The sequence below is a fragment of the Martinezella lusitana genome (genome assembly GCF_010668395.1).
GTDB classification, from domain to species: domain Bacteria; phylum Pseudomonadota; class Alphaproteobacteria; order Rhizobiales; family Rhizobiaceae; genus Rhizobium; species Rhizobium lusitanum_A.
This window is the reverse complement of record NZ_WUEY01000011.1, coordinates 41,398-54,712: the sequence shown is the minus strand read 5'-3', so window position 1 is coordinate 54,712 and position 13,315 is coordinate 41,398. Positions and strand designations below refer to the sequence as shown.

General features: G+C 60.6%; 13 protein-coding genes. 5 read left to right on the top strand and 8 right to left on the bottom strand.

Features of this window, described 5'->3' with window-relative positions:
• Nucleotides 1-228: 228 nt before the first annotated feature.
• On the top strand, nucleotides 229-1,158 hold the full coding sequence (locus tag GR212_RS21935) for a helix-turn-helix domain-containing protein (protein WP_163989384.1): 930 nt from the start codon (nucleotides 229-231) through the stop codon (nucleotides 1,156-1,158).
• 31 nt (nucleotides 1,159-1,189) lie between these two features.
• Here the strand turns inward: GR212_RS21935 and GR212_RS21930 are convergent, their stop codons facing one another.
• Complete coding sequence (locus GR212_RS21930) at nucleotides 1,190-1,981, bottom strand: SDR family NAD(P)-dependent oxidoreductase (protein ID WP_163989382.1); 792 nt, start codon at nucleotides 1,979-1,981, stop codon at nucleotides 1,190-1,192.
• Between the two features lie 92 nt (nucleotides 1,982-2,073).
• Here GR212_RS21930 and GR212_RS21925 point away from each other — a divergent pair, with 92 nt between their 5' ends.
• Nucleotides 2,074-2,961 carry a LysR family transcriptional regulator gene (locus tag GR212_RS21925; protein ID WP_163989380.1) on the top strand — a complete coding sequence of 296 codons (888 nt, stop codon included), beginning with the start codon at nucleotides 2,074-2,076 and terminating at the stop codon, nucleotides 2,959-2,961.
• 69 nt (nucleotides 2,962-3,030) lie between these two features.
• On the opposite strand, the gene GR212_RS21920 is transcribed toward GR212_RS21925, so the two are convergent.
• On the bottom strand, nucleotides 3,031-3,783 hold the full coding sequence (locus GR212_RS21920) for an alpha/beta fold hydrolase (RefSeq protein WP_163989378.1): 753 nt from the start codon (nucleotides 3,781-3,783) through the stop codon (nucleotides 3,031-3,033).
• A 105-nt stretch (nucleotides 3,784-3,888) separates the two neighbouring features.
• The gene (locus GR212_RS21915) at nucleotides 3,889-4,395 is read right to left on the bottom strand and encodes a hypothetical protein (RefSeq protein ID WP_163989376.1); all 507 of its coding nucleotides are present in this window, start codon (nucleotides 4,393-4,395) and stop codon (nucleotides 3,889-3,891) included.
• A 210-nt stretch (nucleotides 4,396-4,605) separates the two neighbouring features.
• Between GR212_RS21915 and GR212_RS21910 the strand changes: the two genes are divergently transcribed.
• Complete coding sequence (locus GR212_RS21910; protein WP_163989373.1) at nucleotides 4,606-5,214, top strand: TetR/AcrR family transcriptional regulator; 609 nt, start codon at nucleotides 4,606-4,608, stop codon at nucleotides 5,212-5,214.
• Between the two features lie 134 nt (nucleotides 5,215-5,348).
• Here GR212_RS21910 and GR212_RS21905 read toward each other — a convergent pair whose 3' ends face one another.
• Together GR212_RS21905 and GR212_RS21900 are read right to left on the bottom strand one after the other, a co-directional pair.
• Complete coding sequence (locus tag GR212_RS21905; protein WP_163989371.1) at nucleotides 5,349-7,100, bottom strand: methyl-accepting chemotaxis protein; 1,752 nt, start codon at nucleotides 7,098-7,100, stop codon at nucleotides 5,349-5,351.
• Nucleotides 7,101-7,641: 541 nt separating this feature from the next.
• The gene (locus tag GR212_RS21900; RefSeq protein WP_163989369.1) at nucleotides 7,642-8,424 is read right to left on the bottom strand and encodes an AraC family transcriptional regulator; all 783 of its coding nucleotides are present in this window, start codon (nucleotides 8,422-8,424) and stop codon (nucleotides 7,642-7,644) included.
• A 105-nt stretch (nucleotides 8,425-8,529) separates the two neighbouring features.
• Between GR212_RS21900 and GR212_RS21895 the strand changes: the two genes are divergently transcribed.
• The gene (locus GR212_RS21895) at nucleotides 8,530-8,946 is read left to right on the top strand and encodes a nuclear transport factor 2 family protein (RefSeq protein ID WP_163989360.1); all 417 of its coding nucleotides are present in this window, start codon (nucleotides 8,530-8,532) and stop codon (nucleotides 8,944-8,946) included.
• 39 nt (nucleotides 8,947-8,985) lie between these two features.
• On the opposite strand, the gene GR212_RS21890 is transcribed toward GR212_RS21895, so the two are convergent.
• Nucleotides 8,986-9,828, bottom strand: a complete 843-nt coding sequence (locus tag GR212_RS21890; protein ID WP_163989358.1) for an alpha/beta hydrolase — start codon at nucleotides 9,826-9,828, stop codon at nucleotides 8,986-8,988.
• Between the two features lie 182 nt (nucleotides 9,829-10,010).
• Here GR212_RS21890 and GR212_RS21885 point away from each other — a divergent pair, with 182 nt between their 5' ends.
• Nucleotides 10,011-11,282, top strand: coding sequence for a metal-dependent hydrolase family protein (locus GR212_RS21885; RefSeq protein WP_163989355.1), 1,272 nt, complete (start codon nucleotides 10,011-10,013; stop codon nucleotides 11,280-11,282).
• 66 nt (nucleotides 11,283-11,348) lie between these two features.
• On the opposite strand, the gene GR212_RS21880 is transcribed toward GR212_RS21885, so the two are convergent.
• Nucleotides 11,349-11,879: a MarR family transcriptional regulator gene (locus GR212_RS21880; RefSeq protein ID WP_163989353.1), complete on the bottom strand. Its 531-nt coding sequence runs from the start codon at nucleotides 11,877-11,879 to the stop codon at nucleotides 11,349-11,351.
• Entirely contained in the window at nucleotides 11,876-13,258 is a 1,383-nt protein-coding gene (locus tag GR212_RS21875) for a substrate-binding domain-containing protein (protein WP_163989351.1), read from the bottom strand. The genes GR212_RS21880 and GR212_RS21875 overlap by 4 nt, the downstream gene beginning before the upstream one ends.
• Between the last annotated feature and the right edge of the window lie 57 nt (nucleotides 13,259-13,315).

The window sequence follows — 13,315 nt, the reverse complement described above, 5'->3', positions numbered from 1 at the left end:
ACAGAACTGACGTCGATCGCTGACGTTCGAGGGCCTGGGCGTGTTAGCCCGCCAGGCTGGACAAGCAGCGCGCGTGCCGTCGTTCAAGCCGCTTCGATCCCATACATGCAAAGCTTTGGCCGGACGCGATCCGGCCGGCTGTTGGCGGATCGACGGCTGAGGGAGAGGCCTCGATAAAATCCGGCCAAACATCATGCCACAGCATTCTTCGGGAGGGACAATACCGTCGTGACGGAACTGATATCGGACAACCGCAAGGCTGAAGCGAGGCTGGCGGATTGGAGACGGCCGTCGCTGCTGGTCGGCCAGGGCAACAGAACGGTCAATTTCTACGAGCGCTCCTGGAGCTCGATCTATGCCTATATCAAGGAAAGCGAAGTGGATGCCTGCTACAGGGTGGAGCTGCGCCAGGAGGTTGCGCGTCTGACGGTCACGCTCGATATCGTCGGCAAGCATCCCGAAGCGCGCGAAAGCCCAACGCGGCCGACGCTCGTGAATGACGATACGCAGAACCTCATGAATTTCGCACCAGCCGAGTCGACGGTTTGGGCATATTCCGAGGGCACGCGTTTCATGCGCAATATCTCCTTCCTTTTCGACAGGGCCGCGATTGCGGCGCTGGAGAACGATGCGATCAAGGTGGCCGTCCTGACGCCGCGGCTGCTGTTTTTCGACGCTGGCATATTCCATCTCGCCAAGCTCTTCGAGGCCGAGTTCGAGGGCTGCACTCCGCTGGAGACACTGTATGCGGATAGCCTTTCTCTGGCTCTTCTCATTCGCCTTGTTTGTCTGGGGCAGTCCTCGATACCTGCGCTGAAGATCAAAAGCGGCCTCTCGTCCCGGCATCTGAAACTCGTCAAGGAGTATCTTTGCGCCCGGCTGGGCGAGGCGGTGGCGCTAAGCGAACTGGCAAGCCTGACCAATCTTTCGCGCCCCTATTTTTGCCGTGCATTTCGCAATTCCACGGGCCTCACGCCCTATCAGTGGTTTCTCCATGCCAGAATTGAAAGGGCGAAGGAGCATCTCAACGAAGGGATATTGCCGATTTCGGAAATCGCGCTTCTGGTCGGTTTTGCCGATCAGGCACATTTTTCGAAAGTGTTCCGGAAAATTGTCGGCTCGAGCCCCGCCCTTTGGCGGCGGGAAGTCGCAAAATAGTTACGCGTCAGAGGAAGCCCGCTGCCGGTCGCTACAGGCCGAATGCGCGCGACAGCATCGAGCGAAACATCCATTCGGGGAGGGCCTGCATCACGCCGAACATTCGCTTGCCGGCACCGAGAGCGTAGCGGATACGTTTGGAGGGGGAGCCGGCGATATGCACGATCTCCCTGGCAATCAGGTCGGGCGGGCTTGCCGACGACATGCCTTTTTTCAACCGCATCTCCACCGCATCGAGACCGGACGCATAAGCGGGGTGACGCAGGATCTGCTGCTTGAACTGTGTGCGGCTTCCGGTCAACTCGATCAGTTTCACGCGAATGCCGAAAGGGGCGAGCTCGTATTGCATCGCTTCGCTCAGCCCCGCCAGGGCGAACTTGCTGGCGCAATAGGGCGCCAGGAACGGCAGGCCGGCCGCGCCGGCCAGGGATCCGATATTGATAATCATCCCGCGCCGGTTTTCCCGCATGCCGGGCAGCACGGCCTTGGTGACCAGGGCTGCCCCGACCAGGTTCACGTCCAGCAGCGCGTGCAGCTCTTCACGGGTCATCGCTTCGACCGGGCCGCCAAGCCCGACGCCGGCATTGTTGACCAGAAGGTCGATGGCGCCGAAGCGCGAGACCGCGTCCGATACCGCCGCCAGGATCGAGGCATCGTCTCCGACGTCGAGCCGGCCCATTGCCAGCTTTTCGTTTGCGGCGACATCGATCTTCTCCGGATCGCGGGCCGTCGCATAGACGTTCCAGCCGGCGGCAAGGAATTGCCGCACGCACGCTTCGCCTATTCCGCGTGCAGCGCCAGTAATGAAAACGGTTTGTGTCACCGGAAACTCCTGCCCGACGATGGGATTTGAACTGTTGCGGGAAGTGTGTATACATTATGGACTGAATTGTCCATAATGAGTGAGTTGCGTAGATGAATCTGAGACAGCTTGCCTATTTCCGTGCCGTCGTCGAGCATCGTTCCCTGGCTGCCGCGGCCGACGTTCTGCGGGTCGCCCAGCCCAATCTGAGCGTGGCGATCAAGCAGCTTGAAGAGGAATGGGGTGTGTCGCTGTTCGAACGCGCCGGCCGTGGCCTGACCGTCACGGATACGGGCAGGACGTTATACGAACGTGCGGCCGAACTGCTGAGCGGCGCCTCGGCGCTCGATCAGGACATGCGGGCGATAGGGCGCGGTTTTACCGCTCGGCTGAGGGTGGGATTTACGCAGGTCTCGCTGGAGATCATCACGACCGTGGTGGCGCAGATCCGCGAAGAGGGTGCCGCCGTCAGCTTCTCGCTGCAGCAGGGGGAGCCTCAGCTCCTCGAAACGATGGTCGAGATGCGCCAGCTGGATTTTGCCGTCACGCACATGCCGGTCGCGAACTTCGGACTTGGCGTCGAGGCCTTGGCTCCGATGAGCATTGTGCTTCTTTGCCGGGAAGGTGACGACCGATGGACGGCGGGTTCCGAAATCAGGCCGGAGGCGCTTGCCAATATCCCGCTCGTCCTGCTGCGCCGGCGATCGGGCGGCGGCATCTACGAGCGGATCATGGAGGCCTTTGCAAGTGCGGGCGTTTCCTGTTCCGTCGTGGCCGACAGCACCGATATTTCGGCGATCTATACGCTGGTTGAAAGAAATGTGGGGCTCGGGCTGCTGCCGATCCATGCCTTGCATGTGCCGCGGCCGGGATTCGCGATGCATCCGGTCGCGCTGTTGCCCACACCCGAACGCCTGGCGCTGATCTACCCGCGTGGCTGTCGCCAGCTTCCCGCTGTTCACCGGGCGATGGAGCTGTGCCGGGCGATCCTGCGAGGATGACAGGAATGCTGAAAATAACTGCGCCGCCTTCCAGCGGAAGGTGGCGCAGGGGTCGAATGCGATGCGTGGTTACTTGGCGTCCTTGGCGGCCTGCTCGATAAGCTTTGCCACGGCCTGGGGCTGGGACATGTAGATGGCGTGGCTACCCTTCACCTCGATCGTGGTGCTGCCCGCGCGCTTTGCCATGAAACGCTCGAGGTCCGGATTGATCATGCGATCGTTCGTCGCAACGGCATACCAGCTGGGCTTGTTGTGCCAGGCGGCGTTGGTGATTGCGGTGCCGAATCCGGTGACGCTGATCGGTACCTGGGAAATCGCCATGAAGTGAGCTTCCTTGGCGGGCACGTCCGCCGCGAAATCGGCATGGAAGGTCTTCGGATTGACGATCACGTAACCTTCGCCTGCCGGTACTGCGCTATTTGCGGCCGGCGGCGTCCGCTTCAGAAGGTCGCCGAGGGTTTCGCCGCTATCGGGCTGGAAGGCTGCGATGTAGACCAGGCCGCGCACCTGCGGCTCGTTGCCTGCCTGGGTGATGACGGCGCCGCCATAGCTGTGGCCGACGAGAATCAAGGGGGCGTTGACGCTCTGGATGATCCTTTTCGTGGCCGCTGCATCGTCCGCCAGGGACGTTTCGGGCTCCTGGACGACCGAGACCGTATAGCCGTCGTGCTCGAGGATATCGGATACGGCGCGCCATCCCGAACCGTCGGCGAATGCGCCGTGAACCAGGACAACATTTTTGATCGGCTCGGCGGATGCAATGCCGGACATGCCAAGAGCAATGGCTGCGAATGCGACCGAGGAGGTGAGAAGGCGTTTCATAGCTACTTCCTTTCTGATCTTGCTGAGGGTCAGCTGGTTGGGACAAAGCTTCCCCGACCGGCCGGGACACAGCCGATTGAACGGGCAGGGAAGAAGTGAATGCCGTTAGCGGGTGGGGGCTCCCCCTCTCAACGGCGCATTTTCACCGTCGTCGCCGACGGGAAAGGCTTCGAACAGTGCGCGGCGTATCTCGTCTGCCTGACGCCCGGGATCTTGGGGGCGCCGCGCTGTACGTCGATCGAAAAGCTCGACCGGCTTCAACAGAAATCCGGAGAGCGGTTGGTGCGTCAGCAGGCTGGCATTGGCCACCACGCGACACTGGATTTCCCAGCCGCCGTCTCCTTCCGACAGGATCAGGGTGGCGCGCCGGGTGGCCAACAGCGTGGCGCAACATGTCGAGGCGCTCCAGAGAGCCAGGCGGAACATGCCGTCCTCGCCGAGCATGATCTCGTCGCCGCTCAGCGAGGTGAATTCGGGCCAGTTCAGCGCCGAGGCCGCAGCGATCTGGATTGCGTCGCTGCCGTCCCGTTGCGCATCGCCGGCGAGCAGATGCCAGATCCCCTTGGGGAGCGTCATCGAGCGTTGCGATTGCTTGAGTAGGTTGTTTTCCATGACGCTAGAATTGCGCCACGGAGGGTCGTAAGACCAATACTGTTTCCGTCACGATTCTGACGACTGTCTTAAGAGTCGCGACTGGAAAAGGAGCGCGTGGGTGGCATTTGATCATCGAAAGACTAACGGCCACATCGAACCGGAGGCCTGCAGACGAGACGGGAGTCGCTGACATGCGCAGGTTTCGAATAACGGACGAAGGAGCGGATCATGGCGAGGCCTCGAGAATTCGATCATGACGCCGCGCTGGACAAAGCGGTCGAACTTTTCCGGGCCAAGGGGTTTGCCGGGACATCCACCGACGACCTGAGGACTGCGATGGGCCTTGGCAGGCAAAGCCTCTACAATACCTTCGGCGACAAGCGGACACTGTATCTGCAAGCCCTTTCCGCCTATCACCGGCGAACCGTGGATGCCCATATCGGCAGGCTCCGGTCATTGCCTTCCCCTCTGGACGGCATTCGCGCGATGCTGTTGGGATTGATCGTCGACGATCGAGCCGAGCGTGAACGAGGCTGCATGGGTGTCGGGGCGGCGAGCGAGTTCGGCACGAACGACGCCGAGCTTGCGGAGCTGCAGAACAAGGCGGGCGCCGCATTGCATCGGCAGTTGGTCGAGCGGATCGACGAGGCATCGGCTCTCGGTGAAATCGATCCCCGGCTCGATGCCGACCAGACCGCTTTCTTCATTCAAACTACGATGAACGGACTGCAGCTTGCTGCCCGGGCCGGCGCTCCGGCGGATATGCTTCGTGCTGCCGCCGAATTTGCCGTCGATCGATTGCAGGCCCGGTTGGATCGTGACAGACCGCAATCGTGACCGATTGTGGTCCGCATGCCGCAAATTCTCCTGCGGCACCGGCATCGTTGCGATCCCAGCTTCAGCGAAGCTTTGGCTTCCATGGGTGACGAACTAGGATCGCTGCTCGCCACCGAACGGTTCTTGAAGACTGCTCATCCAGCCGAGCCGGCGCGCAGGCGGACGATTTTTTTCGGCTCGCCGTACGATGCGAAGGACGCCTCTCCGTTCGATGTGGCCATGGCTGCACCCAAGTGGCTTGACTGCGCCGGCAGCTTGAAGCGCACGACCATCTGCCGCAGCTTTTCGGCCTCCTGGGCGAGCGTCATGCTCGAGGCCGTGGCCTCTTCCACCATCGCGGCGTTCTGTTGCGTCACCTGATCCATCTGATTGACGGCGGAGTTGACTTCCGACAGCCCGGTCGACTGCTCGTTCGCCGAGACCGCGATAGCCTGCATGTGCTCGTTGACCGTCGTGATATTGGCCTGGATCGTCTTCAGCGCATCGCCCGTTTCATGGACGAGCTTCACGCCATGCCTGACTTCGTCCGAAGAATTGCGGATCAGCTCCTTGATTTCCTTCGCCGCCTTTGCCGAGCGCTGGGCGAGCTCGCGCACTTCCTGGGCGACGACGGCAAAGCCCTTGCCTGCTTCGCCGGCACGGGCCGCCTCCACGCCGGCATTGAGCGCCAGAAGGTTCGTCTGGAAGGCGATCTCATCGATGACGCTGATGATATTGGCGATGCGGTCGGAGGATTGTTCGATCCGCGCCATTGCGCCGACCGCGTCGGCAACGATCTGGCCGGAGTGGTTTGCGCTGACGTTGGCCATTTCGGCTGCCTGGCGAGCCTCGTTGGCACGCTTCGAGGCATTCCCGACATTGACGGTGATCTCATCGAGGGCCGCCGCCGTTTCTTCCAGCGCCGCGGCCTGCTGTTCCGTGCGCCGCGACAGGTTGCCGGCGCCGTCGCTGATCTCGCGCGCGCCGTCGTCGATCAGTCCGGTGGAGAGGGAGACGGAGGCGAGCGTCTGGCCGAGCTGCTGCGTCGCCGCGTTCATGTTTTCCCGCAAGGCTTCGAAGTCCTTTGCGAAGGGCCGGTCGAGCGAGAAGCTGAGGTCGCCGAGCGCCAGCTTCGACAGGGCCTCACCGACGGTGCGGACCGCGAACACGCGTTCGCTGACATCGGTCGCGAACTTGACGACTTTCACGACCTTTCCGGAATCGTTCGTGATCGGATTGTAGGAGGCATTCAGATAGATGGGCCTGCCGCCTTTGCCGAAGCGCACGATATCGCCGATATGGGGCTTGTTGGCGCGGAGGTCCGTCCAGAGCTGCTCGAACAGATGGTCTCCCGTCTCGCCTTCCTCGAGAAACATCCGGTGGTTCCGGCCCTTGATCTCGGCAAGAGTATAGCCGACGGCCGTCAGGAAATTATCGTTGGCGCTGACGATCTCGCCCGCCGGCGTGAATTCGATCACCGCCTGCACGCGGTTGATCGCCAGCAGCTGATTGCGATAGTCGGTATTTTGGATTCTCGCTCTTGCGTCGGCCCATTCGACGACGAAACCCAGGATGCTCTCTCCCCGCTTGAGGGGCGTCACGATCAGATCGAAGACGCGGTGGCCAACCGTTATCGTCGCCTTGTGTTGCGACTTCAGGGCCGCAAGCATGCCACGCTGATGCGCCGGATTCCGATGGAAAATATCGATATTGGATCCGACGAGGGTGGACATGTCGAAGCGCGACAGCTCCTTCTTCAGGTCGCTTTCCGCTTCCTGCAGCAACTCCCGGGTGGCCGGGTTGATGTAGATGATGTTGAGCTTGGCATCGGCAATCATGATATTGGCGCTCATCGCATCGAGCGCACCGGTTTTCATCGTTCCAGCAGCACCATGGAGTCCTAACATCACCGTCATATCCTTCCGGCTATTCAACCACTGATTTATTCAACGCGGGGGGCTAATTCGTTCGAATTCGTAAAATTAGTATTCTCAATTTTATTAATCTATAATACTTAACAAAGACTTTAGCATGTGGTTTTACGCTTTCTTTACTTCGTGAACCGGATTGCAATACCTGAGGCGGGTAGTTTAGTTTAGCGCGTATGTAGAATTCCATGTAACGTTCGCGTTCTTGTTGCGCTTTTATGTTTTCGAGTGCCCACGAGACGAAAGCTGTCAATTTGCAATTCGAACCTAGGTTGCAGCGCCTGATGATGATTTCGATTGCTGGCGAACGATCTGCAACCTAGGAGTTTATCCCTTGCTCAAGTGCATGGAGGCTTCGATTCCCATGCGCCCCTCGAGCTATTCTCGGATTTCCATGAGAAGCAGCCATTGCTTTCCTGAGATTGAAATTGCGCGACCACTACATTCATTCGCGCGCAATATTCACGCCGACACCGGCGCGTCCGATGGCGATCCGGACTCCCTCCGCTGGTATCTTCGTTCAGGTGTGCCCGCGCTTGAAGTAGCGCGCGGGTGTCGTGCCGAAATGGCCGCGGAACAATTCGATGAAGGCACTCACCGTTTCGTAACCCAGATCGAAAGCAATGGTGGTGACCGAGTTTCCGGCCGCCAGCATTTCCAGGGATCGCAATAGCAGCGCGCGCTGTCGCCAGGCGCTGAATGTCAGGCCGGTTTCCAACACGAATCGCCGGCTCAAGGTACGCGGTGCAATACCCGCAAAAGCGGCCCAATCCGCCATGTGCTGCCGTGTTGCCGGATCATCGGCAAGAGATCGCGCAATTTTCTGCAGTCGCGGATCGGTCGGCATCGGCAATTCAAATGCCTCTTCCGGCGTGGCGGCGATCTCATCCAGAATGACGCCGGCGATGCGTTCCTGCGCCGGAGTAAGCGATCCGCCCGGCCAATTCGCCGCACGGGCTACCGCCTCGTTCAACAGGCCCGAAAGGCGGATGACGCGCGGCCTGTCCGGCAGGGCGAGGCAGGCAGCTTCCGCCACATACACGCTCCAACCGTGGAAGGCGCCGTGTGAAACAAACTCGTGCTCGACATGCGGGGGAAGCCATATCGCGTTGATGGGCGGAATGAGCCAGCGACCGTCATCGGTCCCCAGCGCGATCAGGCCCTGCATCGTACCAAGCAATTGACCGCGCGCATGGCCATGTCGATCGGTGCGCCGCATTTCGCCCTGTTGCCGGCGGGTGGCAAGGATCACCGGTTCCGCCGTTGAATCAAGACGAAGGGGATCGATCAGGAAATCGCGCATGGCCTCAAACCCGTATTGAATGGCCTGAATACGTTAGCAGCGCAAAATCCTTCGAGCTAGATACGAGATCGTCGCAACTCATGAAGCACCACGGAGAACCCAACCATGACCAAGACCGCCATGACACAAGAGGAAGTCCACGACCTGCTCCGCCGCATGTTTGACGCCTTCACCAATCCAGCCACCAAGGCGGAGCAATTCGCCGAACTGCTGACGCCCGACTGCATCCAGCGTGTCGATGGCAAGCAGCTCGACTATGAAGGTTTCCTTCGTCACAGCGAGGCGCTCAAAGCCAGCCTTGTTTCGAGCAGCGTTACGTTCGAGCACATCGTTACCGACGGAGTTTCCGCGGCGACGGTTCACATTGCCGAAGCCGTGAAGACCGGCGGCGAGCGCATTCGCCTCAAAGTGGTCGCCTACTATCAGTTTTGCGGAAATCGCATCAGCCTGGTGGACGAGCTGACACACCTTGTCGAGGGTTCGGCGCAAGACCAGGATTTGGGTTCGCGAATGCCGGGCTGAGGGACGGGACACGGCAACGGACGTGTGACCGATGGCGCATCAGTATCCCCGGATTGACGCCTCGGTCTCCAGAAACTCTCGAAAATGACATCCCATCTGCGTGCTCGCGTCGCCCATGTCGCGTACGATCGACATGTGATCGGCGCCCCGGATATGAAGCTGAAGGCTTGATGAAGTCATGTTTGCAAGGGCTTGCGCCTGTTCGATGAAGGGCCTCGTTTCCTTGCCGCCGACCGCGATCGTGATGCACGTGCCGGGGCGAGGCTTCGAATTGAGCGGAGACCATTCCACGGTCTCGTCATCCCGCAGCGATATTTCGGCCTGCAGGAAGCTGGAGACGATCGGTCGTAGATCATAAATTCCGCTGACCAGAAGGATCGATTTGACCGGTGTCGGCTGAAAGCCGGTCTCGGACGGCCCGCGGGCGGTGAGATAGAAGGCGAGATGCGCCCCGGCGGAATGACCACTTGCCGATATCGCCTCGGGATTTCCGCCGAAACTCGAGGCGTTGCGTTCCAGCCAGCGTACCGCGCCGCGAACCTGCTCGACCAGCGCGGCCATCCTCATTTTGGGGAGCCGGCCGTATTCCACTATGGCGGCGATCGAGCCTGCGGCGCAAACCGTGTTCGCGATGAAGGCATAGTCTTCCTTGACGTTTGCCCGCCAATATCCGCCGTGAACGAAGATATGGATCGGGCACCTGCCATCCGCATTCTCGGGGAAGAACAGGTCGAGACGATCGGAAGGACCGGGACCATAGGCCATATCGGTCCTCGCCGACCATCGTGATCGTGCGGCATCGCTTGCCCGGCGATATTCCTCGGAGATGAGATCGAATTCGGGAACATGCGCCCGGATACGGAACGGATCGGTCTCAGACATGGGTCAATCCAGAATTGGCAAGGTATGCCTGCACAGAAGACAAGAGAGCGTCTTCCGTCAATTGATGTGTCTCAAATGGACGACTCCCCACCATGAAACGGCGTGGCGAGTTCGAAACCGCCCTCATATCCTTCTCGCCACCTGCCGCCAGAACGACCGGCGGAACCATGTGGAGGAAAAGAATGGGCTCTTATCTATTTCGAAACGTCACGGTCTGGGACGGCATCAATGACGAAGCCTACAACGGCGAGGTGCTCGTCGAGGGCAACCGGATCAGGACCGTCGCGCGGGGCTCGAACCAGATCAGCAGCGAGAACGCCGCCGAAGTGATCGATGGCCGTCAGCGCTTTCTGATGCCCGGCCTCGTGGAGGGCCATTGCCATCTTTCCTTTGTCGGACCGACGCGAAACCAGGACCTCGGCGAGATCCCGCCAGAGGAGCATCTGCTCAAAACCTGCCGCAACGCCACGATGATCCTCAACCACGGTTTCACGTCATGCTATTCCGCCGCCTCCGCGAAGCTGCGCATCGACGTCGTCGTCCGCCAGGAAATCGAGGATGGCTATCTTGCCGGCCCGCGCTACAAGGCGGCCGGCCCCGAAATCACCGTGACCGGAGGTCTCGGCGACGAACGCAAGGCGCATATGCATGCTGAAAGCTTCGGGATGCTCGCGGATGGGCCGGACGAGATACGGCGCGCTGTTCGGCTTTGCTGCAGGGAAAACGTCGACAACGTGAAGTTCAACGTTTCCGGCGACGAGTTCGTGGGGCATGCCAGAGCGGAAATCGTGTCTCTGTCGGAAGAGGAGCTGCGTATCGGAGTGGAGACCGCCCATGATTGGGGAAAGCGCGTCGCCTGCCATAGCCGGGCGGCGGAGTCGGTAAAGCGGGCGGTGCGGGCCGGCGTCGACTGCATCTATCATTGCGATTTTGCCGATGAGGAAGCGCTCGACATGCTAGAGGCGGCCAAGGATCGCGTGATCGTCGGCCCGGCCTTCGGCCTTGTGCATAATTCGGTATTCGAGGGGGATGTCGTCGGGCTGACGAAAGACGTGGTCGACAGAATGGGGCTGCCGAGAAAGCTTGAGCATACGGTTGCCACCTATCACGAAATGCGCAGACGCGGCATGCGCGTCGTCGTCGGCGGAGACTATGGTTTCACCATTACGCCGATGGGGCAGAACGCCCGGGATATCGGCCATTTCGTCAAGTTTTTCGGCTACAGCCCGGCTGAAGCGTTGAAATGTGCAACGGCTGTTGGCGGCGACCTCATGGGTCACAAGGGCGAGCTCGGCGTGATTTCCGAGGGTGCCTTGGCGGACATCCTGCTTGTCGACGGGAATCCGCTGCTGGATCAGTCCGTTCTGGTCGGTCCCTCGAAATTCGACATGATCATGAAGGACGGGTCCATGTATCGCGATCCCCGCACGTCGCAGGCGTGGCGTTCGCATTGAAGCCAGCTGCAGGGTTTCGGCCGGACGGAACCCTGCCATGCCCGGTAGGGCTCACGAGCGAATTGCTCAGGCGCGCAGAAAGTTTTCCAGTTCCCTGGCCGTTGTCGCCGCGAGCTCCTCGCATCGTCCGAGGTCCTCGGCTCCGGTGTCGGGGTGTGGCGTGACGCGCAGCAGCGCGACTTCGGCGCATTGATATTTAAGGGAGATCATGATCGGTGGCTTGCGCGGCTTGCCGTGATCCCATCTGGCGGCATAGTTCAGCAGCATCGTGAACTTGGCGCCGTCGGAGGCGAGCAACGCTATCGAAGCGTTCGTTCTTTCGCGAAGCCAGGGAAGGAGTGTCTGCGCTGGACCGAACAAGGGTCCGACCCGCATTCCCGCATAGGCGAATTCTCCGGCGGCATTGCCCGGCAGAAGGTGTCCGTTCGGTTGCCTCGATACCAACCCCGCCGCTTCCATCCGCTTGACGACGTCAAATGCGGTCGAGCGCACGATTCCCTCGCTCTCGACGAGGCTGGCGACATTCTCCACGTTGCCATCCGCGATCCGTGAAAAGATCCGGGCGAATGCCGCGATGCCGGCCGATTCCTTGCTCATGGACCGAGCCTCGGTTCGGCGGAGGAGCGATTGTGATGGTTGCCCGGATAGTTCACCTTGAATGCCGCCGGGTTATAGGCCGCGCCCAATCCCGCGCCCATGATAAGCTCGTCCGGCATATCCCACCGCACGCGTTCTTCCGCCCAGAGGTGCGGTTTCGTCGGCCTTGTTCCACCCGTCCTCGTCGTGATGAAGGGAGAGGCGACGTCGAGATATTTTGGAATCCAGCTTCCCCTCAGGGCGCATAGCAGGATTTCAAACGCCCTGATCCCCATCACCGGCGGATAGTCGATCGATCCAAGCGGTACGCCCGCTCCCAGGGCAAGCTTGTACGAAAGGTTGAGATCGCCTCCGGTGTGCGGCGGAACGTGGCCAGGCTTGTAGCCAGCATCCAGAAACGCCTGGATCGAACCGGCGGAATTCAAACCGCTGTCGCACCACACGCCGGCGATCCGTTCGCCATGGTGTTCGATGACCTCCATTGCCGTTCCATAGGCTCTGTGCCGGTTGAAGTCGGTGGAACTGGCGACGACCGTGCGGATATTCGGATATCGCGCAAACACCTGCGCCGCCGCCGCCTGCCGGCTCTGCGTGAGTTCCGGATCCGCATGGCCGAAGAGCATCATCACGAGCCCGTTTCCCTCAAGCGTCCGGGCAAGCCATTCGGCTGTGAGTTTTCCGATCGTCACGTTGTCGGACGTCACGAAGCTGGCGCAGGGCAGGTTCGGAGTGCCGCCACGCTCGACGAAGACGACCGGGACGCCGTGTCTCATGAGATGTGCGGACACAGGCGCGAGTTTACGGGGGGAAACGGCGCTGACCAGAAGTCCGTCGACACCGCTTTTTTCGAGAGAGAGAATATCTTCCGTCTGCTTTTCCGCATCGCCGTCGGCGTGCACGACGGTAACGCATTCCAAGATGTCGCTTAGTCTCGAGGCGGCAAATTCAACGCTGTGGACGAGGGCGACCTGCCATGGATTGTCCATTGCGCCATTCGAAAAGCCGATGCGGAACCGCTTGCGGCGCGTCGCTATCGCCGGCCGTGACAAGGGCGGCGGCTTCGGCGCTGCGATTTCGGTCGAAGTGACGACCGGACGAACTGCCTCGCCCAACAGATGATCCCGCTTTCGGTCGGCGACCTGCATTTCATGGCAGAACGCCGAAACCAGCTTGTTGGCTACCGGTCCGACGCCGACCTTGCCTCTGGAACAGATAACGATGCCATGCTGTGCGAGAATCCGGGTCATGCGGTGAAAGCTGGCGCGAGGGATTCCCAATTCCGCCGCCAGAGCCGAGCTGGGACCGCTTCCGCCGCGGCGCGCGAGCGCCAAGATGATGTCGAGCGCGGCATCGACGCCATTCCGTTGCAAACCAGCCATATCGTCTCCTCCCTACGACATTGCCAGGGAGAAGAGTCGCTTAAAATCGATGCAAGT